The 10,873-nt window shown below is 60.5% G+C and carries 10 protein-coding genes; 3 read left to right on the top strand and 7 right to left on the bottom strand.

Annotation, left to right across the window (positions count from 1 at the left end; genetic code table 11):
- Positions 1-246 precede the first annotated feature (246 nt).
- On the top strand, positions 247-2,202 hold the full coding sequence (gene betT, locus KGA97_RS27770) for a choline transporter BetT (RefSeq protein WP_177318179.1): 1,956 nt from the start codon (positions 247-249) through the stop codon (positions 2,200-2,202).
- 2 nt (positions 2,203-2,204) lie between these two features.
- Here betT and KGA97_RS27775 read toward each other — a convergent pair whose 3' ends face one another.
- Positions 2,205-2,465, bottom strand: coding sequence for a hypothetical protein (locus KGA97_RS27775; RefSeq protein WP_008032471.1), 261 nt, complete (start codon positions 2,463-2,465; stop codon positions 2,205-2,207).
- Positions 2,466-2,614: 149 nt separating this feature from the next.
- On the bottom strand, positions 2,615-3,355 hold the full coding sequence (locus tag KGA97_RS27780) for an SDR family oxidoreductase (RefSeq protein ID WP_223481872.1): 741 nt from the start codon (positions 3,353-3,355) through the stop codon (positions 2,615-2,617).
- A 127-nt stretch (positions 3,356-3,482) separates the two neighbouring features.
- Here KGA97_RS27780 and KGA97_RS27785 point away from each other — a divergent pair, with 127 nt between their 5' ends.
- Both KGA97_RS27785 and mgrA read left to right on the top strand, forming a co-directional pair.
- Complete coding sequence (locus KGA97_RS27785) at positions 3,483-4,373, top strand: LysR family transcriptional regulator (protein ID WP_192417247.1); 891 nt, start codon at positions 3,483-3,485, stop codon at positions 4,371-4,373.
- A gap of 134 nt (positions 4,374-4,507) precedes the next feature.
- Positions 4,508-5,545, top strand: coding sequence for an L-glyceraldehyde 3-phosphate reductase (gene mgrA, locus KGA97_RS27790; RefSeq protein WP_223481873.1), 1,038 nt, complete (start codon positions 4,508-4,510; stop codon positions 5,543-5,545).
- A gap of 164 nt (positions 5,546-5,709) precedes the next feature.
- Here the strand turns inward: mgrA and tauD are convergent, their stop codons facing one another.
- The 5 genes from tauD to gshA all read right to left on the bottom strand — a co-directional run.
- Positions 5,710-6,552 carry a taurine dioxygenase gene (gene tauD, locus KGA97_RS27795; RefSeq protein ID WP_207285582.1) on the bottom strand — a complete coding sequence of 281 codons (843 nt, stop codon included), beginning with the start codon at positions 6,550-6,552 and terminating at the stop codon, positions 5,710-5,712.
- Positions 6,553-6,684: 132 nt separating this feature from the next.
- A complete protein-coding gene (gene tauC, locus KGA97_RS27800; RefSeq protein ID WP_223481874.1) occupies positions 6,685-7,518 on the bottom strand; it encodes a taurine ABC transporter permease TauC in 834 nt (277 codons plus the stop codon).
- Positions 7,515-8,309: a taurine ABC transporter ATP-binding subunit gene (gene tauB, locus KGA97_RS27805; protein ID WP_008040159.1), complete on the bottom strand. Its 795-nt coding sequence runs from the start codon at positions 8,307-8,309 to the stop codon at positions 7,515-7,517. Before tauB ends, tauC begins: the two co-directional genes overlap by 4 nt.
- A 16-nt stretch (positions 8,310-8,325) precedes the next feature.
- On the bottom strand, positions 8,326-9,303 hold the full coding sequence (gene tauA, locus KGA97_RS27810) for a taurine ABC transporter substrate-binding protein (protein WP_157709949.1): 978 nt from the start codon (positions 9,301-9,303) through the stop codon (positions 8,326-8,328).
- Between the two features lie 245 nt (positions 9,304-9,548).
- Positions 9,549-10,873, bottom strand: a 1,325-nt coding sequence (gene gshA / locus KGA97_RS27815; RefSeq protein ID WP_223481875.1) for a glutamate--cysteine ligase, incomplete at its 5' end; no start/stop codon positions are given.

A 10,873-nucleotide genomic window follows, 5' to 3' on the forward strand; every position in this document is an offset into this window, starting at 1 on the left:
CCCAAACCCCACGTCATACCCATCCTTGAGCTAGCGTACGAACACGACCGCCGAGCCCTGCGATTAGTCCTTAGCCCCCTATCCATGTTTAACTTGAACGTTCATTCAAGTTAAACCGTCGGTTTGCTGCCCGCTCACAACAGGAGGCTTGCCCTTGCCGAGTCCGTTATTGATTGCCCGGTTTCACCCCCTCGAGGTGCACCTTTCATGAGTGCATCGTCCACCCCCGCCAGCGGCCAGATCCGCATGAATCCGCCGGTGTTTTACTTCGCGGCGACGTTTATTTTTCTGTTCGGCATCGTCGTTATCGCCATGCCTGAACAAGCCGGCGCCTGGTTGCTGCAAGCGCAAAACTGGGCGGCCAATACGGTCGGCTGGTATTACATGCTCGCGATGACGCTGTATCTGGTCTTCGTGGTGGTCACCGCCTTGTCCGGCTACGGCAAGATCAAGCTCGGTGCCGACCACGACGAGCCCGAATTCAGCTACCTGTCCTGGGCCGGCATGCTGTTCGCCGCCGGGATCAGCATCACGCTGTTCTTCTTTTGCGTGTCCGAACCATTGACCCATCTGTTGCAACCGCCGCAAGGCGAGGCCGGCACAGCGGACGCGGCGCGCCAGGCGATGCAGATTCTGTTTCTGCACTGGGGCCTGCACGGCTGGGGCGTGTTCGCCTTCGTCGGCATGGCGCTGGCCTACTTCGCTTACCGCCATAACCTGCCGCTGGCCTTGCGTTCGGCGCTCTATCCGCTGATCGGCAAACGCATCAACGGCCCGATCGGTTATGCGGTGGATGGCTTCGGCATCATCGCCACAGTGTTCGGCCTCGGTGCCGACATGGGCTTCGGCGTGTTGCACCTCAACTCGGGCCTGGATTACCTGTTCGGCATCGCTCACACCCAGTGGATTCAGGTCGGCCTGATCACGCTGATGATGGGCGCGGCGATCATCGTCGCAGTGGCCGGCGTCGATAAAGGCGTGCGGGTGATGTCCGACATCAACATGCTGCTGGCCTGTGCGCTGCTGCTGTTCGTGTTGTTCGCCGGCCCTACGCAGCACCTGCTCAATACCCTGATCCAGAACCTCGGCGACTACCTCGGCGCCTTGCCGATGAAAAGTTTCGACCTCTACGCCTACGACAAACCCAGCGACTGGCTGGGCGGCTGGACGGTGTTCTACTGGGCGTGGTGGATCGCGTGGTCGCCATTCGTGGGCCTGTTCATCGCACGGATTTCCCGTGGCCGCACCATCCGCGAATTCGTCTTCGGCGTGCTGTTGATCCCGCTCGGTTTCACCCTGGCGTGGATGTCGATTTTCGGCAACAGCGCCATCGACCAGGTGCTCAATCACGGCATGAGCGCGCTCGGCATGTCGGCCATCGACAACCCATCGATGACTCTCTACTTGCTGCTGGAAACCTACCCGTGGAGCAAAACCGTCATTGCGGTCACGGTGTTCATCAGCTTCGTGTTCTTTGTCACCTCGGCCGACTCCGGCACCGTGGTGCTGTCGACACTCTCGGCCAAGGGCGGTAACCCGGATGAAGACGGGCCGAAATGGCTGCGGGTGTTCTGGGGCGCGATGACCGCGCTGGTCACCAGTGCGCTGCTGTTTTCGGGCAGCATCGATGCGCTGAAGTCAGCGGTGGTGCTGACTTCGTTGCCGTTCTCGATGATCTTGCTACTGATGATGTGGGGCCTGCACAAAGCGTTTTATCTGGAGTCGCAGAAGCAGATCGCGCAGCTGCATTCCCTGGCGCCGGTGTCCGGATCGCGGCGCGGCGGTTGGCGTCAGCGTTTGAGTCAGGCGGTGCATTTCCCGTCGCGGGATGAGGTCTATCGCTTCCTCGACACGACGGTGCGCCCGGCGATTGAGGAGGTGTCGGCGGTGTTCGTCGAGAAGGGCTTGAACGTGGTCACTCAACCCGATCCGGCGAACGACAGCGTCAGCCTGGAAATCGGTCACGGCGAGCAGCATCCGTTCATCTATCAGGTGCAGATGCGTGGCTACTTCACGCCGTCATTCGCCCGTGGCGGCATGGGTCCCAAGCAACTCAACAATCGCCGTTATTATCGGGCCGAAGTGCACCTGAGCGAGGGCAGTCAGGACTACGATCTGGTGGGTTACACCAAGGACCAGGTCATCAACGACATCCTCGATCAGTACGAGCGGCACCTGCAGTTTTTGCATCTGGTGCGTTGAGCTCAGGCCTCGCTGCTCATCACCATGAACAGCACCAGCGCCGCCACCGGGATGCTGAACACGATGCTGCCGACCACCAGCTCCGTGGTCACGGACTGGCCGGCGGTGACCACGCCGATGGCGCCGTTGATCATCGTCAGGGCCAGCCACAACACGATGAAGCTGTAGGTCAGCGTCTGGCGGCTGAAGCCGATGTTCTCGCCGATGAACAGCATCAGCGCCAGGAGGACCAGGCCGAAGGTGATGATGATCGTGGTGTGCATGATGCGTTCCTCCCTTCAGGTGTAGTGCGTCTTTAAGACCGCCTTCGCGGGCAAGCCTCGCTCCTACAGTTTTGTGTCGCTCCTGTAGGAGCGAGCGGTGCGACGATTCGACTTGCCCGCGATGGCGTCAATCCTGCCTACATAGCAGCTTAAACCAACCCGCCATTCACCCGCAGAATCTGTCCATTGACCCACGCCGAATTTGGGCCGACCAGGAAAGACACAACGCGCGAGATGTCTTCCGGCTGCCCCAAGCGTTCCAGCGGCGGCATCTTGGCGAAGGTCTGGATTTGCTCTTCACTCTTGCCGTGCAAAAACAGATCGGTCGCCACCGGGCCAGGGGCGACGGCGTTGACGGTGATGTTGCGACCGCGCATTTCCTTGGCGAACACCTGAGTCAGGGACTCCACCGCGGCTTTGCTGGCGATGTACACGGCGTAACCCGGCAGGTTCATGCCGACGGTGCTGCTGGAGAAATTGACGATCCGGCCACCGCTGTTCAAACGGGTCGCCGCTTCACGCAACGTATTGAAAGTACCGCGAGCGTGAATGTTGAAGTTCTGCTCGAACAGTTCGTCCGTGTGCTGCGCCAGCGGCATCACTTTGAGGATGCCGGCGTTGTTGATCAGCACATCGACTTTGCCCAGTTGCGTTTCGGTTTCATCGAACATCCGGCGTACATCGTCGGCATTGGCCACGTCAGCCTTGATCGCTATGGCTTGATGGCCGGCCTGACGCAGTTCAACGACCAGCTTTGAGGCTTCAGTGGCACTGCTGGCGTAGTTGATGGCGACGGCGAAACCTTCGCTGGCCAGTTGTTTGGCGATCACGGCGCCGATGCCGCGGGAGGCGCCGGTCACGATGGCAACTTTCGAAATTTGAGTAGTCATGGCGGTGAATCCTTTGTAGGTGTCCGTTTGGGGTGAAGCCAGACTCACATGTTTACTCAGGCTGATAAATGCACGAGAGTTGCCTTGACTGTTCAATAATCGCCAACAATCAAAGGTCGGGAACGCCATGGATCAAGTCAAAGCGATGAAGGTGTTCGTGCGGATCTACGAGCGCAGCAGCTTCACCTTGGCCGCCGAAGACCTGAACCTGCCACGGGCAACCCTGACCCACACGCTGAACCAGTTCGAAGCGTGGCTCGGTACGCGTTTACTGGAGCGCAGTACGCGTAAGGTGCGTCCTACGCTGGATGGCGAGGCGTACTACTTGCGCTGTGTGCAATTGCTGGCGGAACTGGAAGAAGCTGAACTGGCTTTTCGCAGCGTCGCGCCGAAGGGACGATTGCGGGTGGATTTGCACGGCACGCTGGCCAAGAGTTTTGTCATCCCCGCCTTGCCGCAATTCATGGAGCGCTATCCGGACATCGAACTGTCCATCAGCGAGGCCGACCGCTTTGTCGACCTGATCGCTGAAGGCGTCGACTGTGTGCTGCGGGCTGGCACGCTGGGTGATTCGGCATTGATCGGCAAACGCGTTGCCAACCTGCGCCAGATCACCTGCGCCAGCCCGGCTTACCTGCGCAAATACGGCGAACCAAAATCCCTCGAAGACCTCAAACATCACCGCGCTGTGAACTACGTCTCGCGCACCACGGCGAAGTTGTTCCCGTTCGAATTCATGGTCGATGGCGAATTGCAGGAAGTCGCCATCGAGGGCGCGATCTCGGTGTTCGGCGCAGAAATCTACGCCGCCTCGGCCATTGCCGGACTGGGCTTGATCCAGTGCCCGCATTACCGAATGGAAACGCAGATCGCCCAGGGCCTGGTGCAGGAAGTCCTGATCGACACGCCGCCGCCACCGATGCCGGTTTCAGTGTTGTATCCGCACAACCGACACATGTCGCCACGGGTTCGGGTGTTTGTGGATTGGTTGGGGGAGGTGTTTGCCGGGGCGCGTTAGCCCCTTGAATCGAAAATATGTGAAACGTTTCAGCATTTCCTCAAGTCCGAGGTTTATCGACGTTTGTCTGGGCGTATGCTGGGCAACTTGCGAAGCAGTCGATACCAACTTCAAGACAGACAAGAGAGGATTCGATGACCTACACCGCTGCCGAAAACCGCTACGACTCCATCCCTTACCGCCGCGTCGGTCGCAGCGGTCTGGTGTTGCCGGCGTTGTCCCTGGGGCTGTGGCACAACTTCGGCGACAGCACGCCGATCGACACCCAGCGCTCGTTGCTGCGCACGGCGTTCGATCTGGGGATCAACCACTTCGACCTCGCCAATAACTATGGTCCGCCGTACGGCAGCGCCGAGATCAACTTCGGGCGTTTGCTGCGTGAAGATTTCAAGCAGTATCGCGACGAGCTGATCATCTCGAGCAAGGCGGGTTGGGACATGTGGCCCGGTCCTTATGGGCAGGGCGGTGGTTCGCGCAAGTACGTGCTGGCCAGCCTTGATCAGAGCCTGCAGCGTCTGGGCCTGGATTACGTGGATATTTTCTACTCCCACCGTTTCGATCCGGACACGCCGCTGGAAGAAACCGCCAGCGCGCTGGCCACGGCGGTGCAGCAGGGCAAGGCGTTGTACATCGGCATCTCGTCGTATTCCGGGGTGAAAACCCGTGAGATGGCGGCGCTGTTGCAAGAGTGGAAAGTGCCGTTGCTGATTCACCAGCCGGCCTACAACCTGCTTAATCGCTGGGTGGAAAAGGATCTGCTGGATGTCACCGACGAACTCGGCACCGGCGTGATTGCGTTCACGCCGTTGGCGCAGGGTCTGTTGACCGACAAATACCTCAACGGCATTCCGAAGGATGCGCGGGTCAATCGTCCGGGCGGCGGTTCGTTGCAGTCCTCGCACCTGTCGGAGGCCAACATCGCCCATGTGCGTGGGCTCAATGAGATTGCCAAGCGTCGCGGCCAGAGCCTGGCGCAACTGGCGTTGGCCTGGACGCTGCGCGACCCTCGGGTGACTTCGGCGCTGATCGGTGCGAGCCGGCCGGAGCAGATTATCGAGAACGTCGGGGCGTTGAAGAATCTGAGCTTCAGTGCGCAAGAGTTGGCGGAGATTGACCGGTTTGCCCAGGAAGGCGGGATCAATCTTTGGGAGAAGCCTTCGACGGCTGAATGAGTGTTCGGCGCCGGGTTATCTGGCGTCTGTCAGTCCGATATCGCGAGCAGGCTCGCTCCCACAGGGGTTGGGGGTTGACCACAATATTTGTGGTCGACCGATCACTTTGTGGGAGCGAGCCTGCTCGCGATAGGGCCGGGGCAGGCAACAAAGAAGTCAGGAACTCACCGAAAAAACGGCACATCCCCCAACACCGTCGCCCGCTGCATCACTCGCCGCGCCGGCCGGTAGTCATCCACCGCGTAATGCTGCGTCACGCGGTTGTCCCAGAACGCGATGTCGTCCTGCTGCCAGCGCCAGCGAATGGTGAATTCCGGCCGCGTGGAATGGGCGAACAGAAACTTCAGAATCGCCTCGCTCTCCGTCTCCGACAGTTCATTGATCTTCGACGTAAACCCTTCACTGACGAACAACGAACGGCGCCCGCTCACCGGGTGCGTACGAATGACCGGGTGCGACAGCGGTGGATTCTTGCGGCGAGCCTCTTCCCACTGAGTCAATGCTTCAGGCGTGTTGCCATAGCGTTCCAACGGAAACGAACGGGTGAAATCGTGCGTCGCCGTCAGCCCTTCCAGCAGACTTTTCATCGGCGCGGACAGCGCCTCATAAGCCGCAATGCCGCTGGCCCACAACGTGTCGCCGCCAAACTCCGGCAACAGTTTTGCGCTGAGCACCGCGCCCATCGCCGGAGTCGGCAGGAAGGTCACGTCGGTGTGCCAGATCGCGTTGTCGCGCACGTCGGTGACGGCGGTGTCGAGGATCAGCACTTCCGGCTGTTCCGGCACATTCGGGTAGATCGGGTGAATGTGCAGGTCGCCGAAGTTGGCGGCGAAACGCGCCTGTTGCTGCGGCGTGATCGGCTGGTCGCGAAAGAACAAAACCTGATGCTTGAGCAGTGCCTGCTCGATGGCATCGCGCTGTTCCAGGTTCAATGGCTGGCTGATGTCGATGCCGCTGATTTGCGCGCCGAGGGCGGAGCTGAGGGGGACGATTGTCAGGTTGCTCATGGTGGTTCTCTACTGAATTCGGGGTACCGACTGTGAGCGAGACCGGCTTGCCGGCGAAAGCGGTGTGTCAGTTACAGCAATTTCGCATGGCACACCGCATCGCGAGCAGGCTCGCTCCCACATGGGAAATTGTTAGTGAGCCTGGCCGTGCCACGGCACCAGTTTGCGTTGCAGCGCACGCAAGCCCATCTCCATGGCGAAGGCGATCAGCGCAATCACCAGAATCCCCAGCACCACCACATCGGTGACCAGGAACTGTGCGGCCGACTGCACCATGAAGCCCAGGCCGCTGGTGGCGGCGATCAGTTCGGCGGCGACCAGCGTTGACCAGCCCACGCCCAGACCGATGCGCACGCCGGTCAAGATGTCCGGCAACGCACTCGGCAAAATCACATGGCGAATCAACTGCGCCCGGGTCGCGCCCAATGACTGCGCGGCGCGCAATTTGGCCGGGTCGACGGTGCGCACGCCAGTCGCGGTGGCGATGGCGATCGGGGCGAAAATCGCCAGGTAGATCAGCAACACTTTCGACAGCTCGCCAATGCCACACCAGATGACAATCAGCGGCAGATAGGCCAACGGTGGAATCGGGCGGTAGAACTCGATCAGCGGATCGAGAATGCCGCGCGCAATACGGTTGTGACCGATGGCGATGCCGACCGGCACGGCGGTCAGCACGGCAAAACCAAGACCCAGACCGATGCGGCTGAGGCTCGCGCCCAAGTGCTGCCACAACGTCGAATCCATGTAGCCGGTGGTCACCAGCAACCAGCCTTTTTGCAGCACGGCGGACGGTGGCGGCAGGAACAGCGGTTCGATCATTCCTGTGACGGTAACGGCCCACCACAGGGCAACCAGCGCGACCAGGGTCAGCACGCTGATCCAGCGAGTACTGAGGCTGCGCCGAACAGGAATCACCGTCGAACCCGGTTTCACCGTCACGGCCGGAATTTCATAGCTGCTCATGCGCGCTCCTGCCGCGTGGCGGCGCTGCGTTGGGAGAACACTTTGGCGAGTACGTGTTCGCGGGTTTCGATAAAGCGCGGGTCGGATTTGATCGCCCGTGCGGACTCGCCGGCGGCGTAACGCTGACCGAAATCCAGGCTCAGGCGCTCGACGATTTGCCCGGGGTTTGGCGCCAGCAGAATCAGGTCCGTGGCGAGAAATACCGCTTCTTCAATATCGTGGGTAATCAGGAATACGGGTTTGGCGGTGCGCTGCCAGACTTGCAGCAGCAGCTCCTGCATCTGTTCGCGGGTGAAGGCGTCGAGGGCACCGAAAGGTTCGTCCATCAGCAATACGCGAGGGTCGGCGGCGAGTGCGCGGGCCAGGCCGACACGCTGCTTCTGGCCTCCGGAAAGTTGCCAGATCCGCCGATTCTCGAAACCGGACAGATCGACCAGTGCAAGCATTTCCCGAGCGCGGATTTCACGTTTGTCCCGGGAAACACCGGCCAGTTCCAGACCGAAACCGACGTTGGCCAACACGTCTTGCCAAGGCAGCAGCGCGTCGTCCTGAAACACCACGCCGCGTTCGGCGCTCGGGCCTTTGACCGGCACGCCATCGAGGGTGATGCGCCCGGCGCTGGGCTCGACGAAACCGGCAATCAGGTTCAACAGCGAAGTCTTGCCACTGCCGGACGGGCCGAGGGCCACCAGCAATTGCTGGGGCCCAAGGCTCAAGGAAATATCCGCCAATACCGGTTCCGGGCTGCCGGGGTACTGTGCGCTGATGCGCTCCAGCTGTAGCAAGGCCATCGCAATTAACTCCCGATCAGTTGGTGATGAACTTGGCGCTGACGTACGGCGCGTAGTCCGGCAGCACGGCCTCGACCTTGCCTTGTTCTTTCAGGAACGCGGCGGTGTCGGTGATGGCTTTGGTGGTCGGCGCACCGAGGGTGATCACCTGGTCAGCCGCCAGCGGGTAGACGTTGCCTTGCAGCAGCAGCGGAATGTCGCTGGCCTTGGCACCGGACAGCTTCACCAGCTTGTCGACGTTGGATTGATTGGCGAGCCAGGCTTTAGGGTCTTTGCGGTAATCGGCGTAGGCGTCGAGGGTGACTTTGGCGAACGCGGTGACGATTTCCGGGTGCTTCTCGGCGAAGTCTTTACGCACGATCCAGGCATCGAACGTTGGTGCGCCGAACTTGGCCAGTTCGCCGGAGGTGATCAGCACTTTGCCGTTTTCCTTGGCCACACCGAGCGCTGGGTCCCACACGTAGGTGGCGTCGATGTCACCGCGTTTCCATGCGGCGATGATGGCTGGCGGGGCGAGGTTGAGCACGGTGACTTTCGAAGGGTCGATGTTCCAGTGCTTCAACGCGGCGAGCAGGCTGTAGTGGCCGGTGGAAACGAACGGCACGGCGATTTTCTTGCCGATCAGGTCCTGAGGAGTCTTGATCCCGGAGCCGTCGCGGGCAACCAAGGCTTCAGCGGCACCGATCTGGGTGGCGATGAGGAAGGTTTCAACCGGGACTTTACGGGTGATTGCAGCCGTCAGAGGGCTAGAACCGAGGTAGCCGATCTGCACGTCGCCGGAAGCGATGGCGGCGATGATGTCGGCACCGTTGTCGAATTTGCGCCAGTCGATCTTGGCGTTGGTGGCTTTTTCGTAGGCGCCGTCGGCCTGGGCGACTTTCGCCGGGTCCACGGTGGTCTGGTAGGCGACAGTCACGTCAGCCGCCTGGGCAAAGAAACTCGCCGCAGCCAAAGACGCGGCCGCCAGGAGGCGAAGAGGGAAATGCAGTTTCATTGGGAAGCTCCTTTTCAGGCGGACCGAGAGTCGGCGTGAAAAAGAGACTAAATGATATAAGAATCAGAAAATAAATAACTTTTTCGAATGAGCTTATGAGCGGAAAATTCTAAGCAAGACCGCGGCGCAGCCTTCGCGGGCAAGCCTCGCTCCTACAGGTTGGGGGTCGAGTCACAACTGGGTGACCGACACAAAACTGTAGGAGCGAGGCTTGCCCGCGAAAAGATTCGAAGGACCTTCAGAGGTTAGTTACTGATCGCCAGAATGCTCGCCTGATACGAGCCGACAAACACATCGAAATCGCCGACTTCGTTCTGCTCCAGCTCCACTTGCTCCGCCAGCGACGAACGCGCGCGCTCTTCAAACGTTGCCTGGTCTTCGATGCTCAAAGGCTCGCTACGGAAATATTCCGCATGGGCCTGGCTCTGGCGCAGGGAGAACTGGCTGAAGCTTTCCTTGTGTTCGGCCATTGCCGCCAGCACCTGGGCCGATGGCGTCAGGGACGAGTCCTTGACCTTGGCCAGTTGCGCGTCCAATGCCTTGCTGTGCGCATCGCCGCCATGGCTCTGATCCAGCAACGCCGCCAGTGGCGCAATCTTCTCCAGCAACTCGCCGGCCCATTCCTTCAGGTCAACCGGTTGACCGTCGCGTTGCAGTTGCAGGCCCGGACGGCGACCTTCCTTGACCACGCTGAGGAAGTTCGATGTCGCGTTGCCGCACGAATTACTGGTCAACAGCGGGCTGTCGTTCAGCGCGCAATACAGCAGGAACGCATCGAGGAACCGCGACTCGGTGAGGTCGATGCCCATCGGCAGGAACGGGTTGATGTCCAGGCAACGCACTTCGACGTACTGAATGCCACGGGCCACCAGCGCCTGGATCGGCCGTTCGCCGGTGTAGGTCACGCGTTTCGGGCGTATGTTGGAGTAGTACTCGTTTTCGATCTGCAGGATGTTGGTGTTGAGCTGAACCCACTCACCGTCCTGGTGCGTGCCGATTTCGACATACGGCGCATACGGTGTGGCCACCGCTTTGCGCAGGCTGTCGGTGTAGCTCGCCAGATCGTTGTAGCACGGCGTCAGGCCGGCCTGGGCGTTGCTCTGGTAACCCAGATCGCTCATGCGCAGGCTGGTGGCGTACGGCAGGTACAAGGTGTCCGGGTCCAGCTGTTCCAACTGATGCGTGCGACCGCGCAGGAAACCGGCGTCCAGCGCTGGCGAAGCACCGAACAGGTACATCAGCAGCCAGCTGTAGCGGCGGAAGTTACGGATCAGCGCGATGTAGGCCGACGACTGATAGTCGCGGTCAGTACCGACAAAACCTTCCGCCTGCTTGAGCAGCGGCCAGAGCTTCTCCGGCAGGGAAAAGTTGTAGTGAATCCCGGCGATGCACTGCATGGTCTTGCCGTAGCGCAGGGCCAGGCCCTTGCGGTAGACATACTTGAGCTTGCCGATGTTGGAGGTGCCGTAATAGGCGATCGGAATATCTTCCTCGGCCGGCAACGGGCACGGCATCGATGGACTCCACAGGTACTCGTTGCCGAGCTTGCTGTAGGCAAAACGGTGAATTC

Origin of the sequence: Pseudomonas sp. BF-B-15, from assembly GCF_019946675.1 — a bacterium.
Classification (GTDB): Bacteria; Pseudomonadota; Gammaproteobacteria; order Pseudomonadales; family Pseudomonadaceae; genus Aquipseudomonas; species Aquipseudomonas migulae.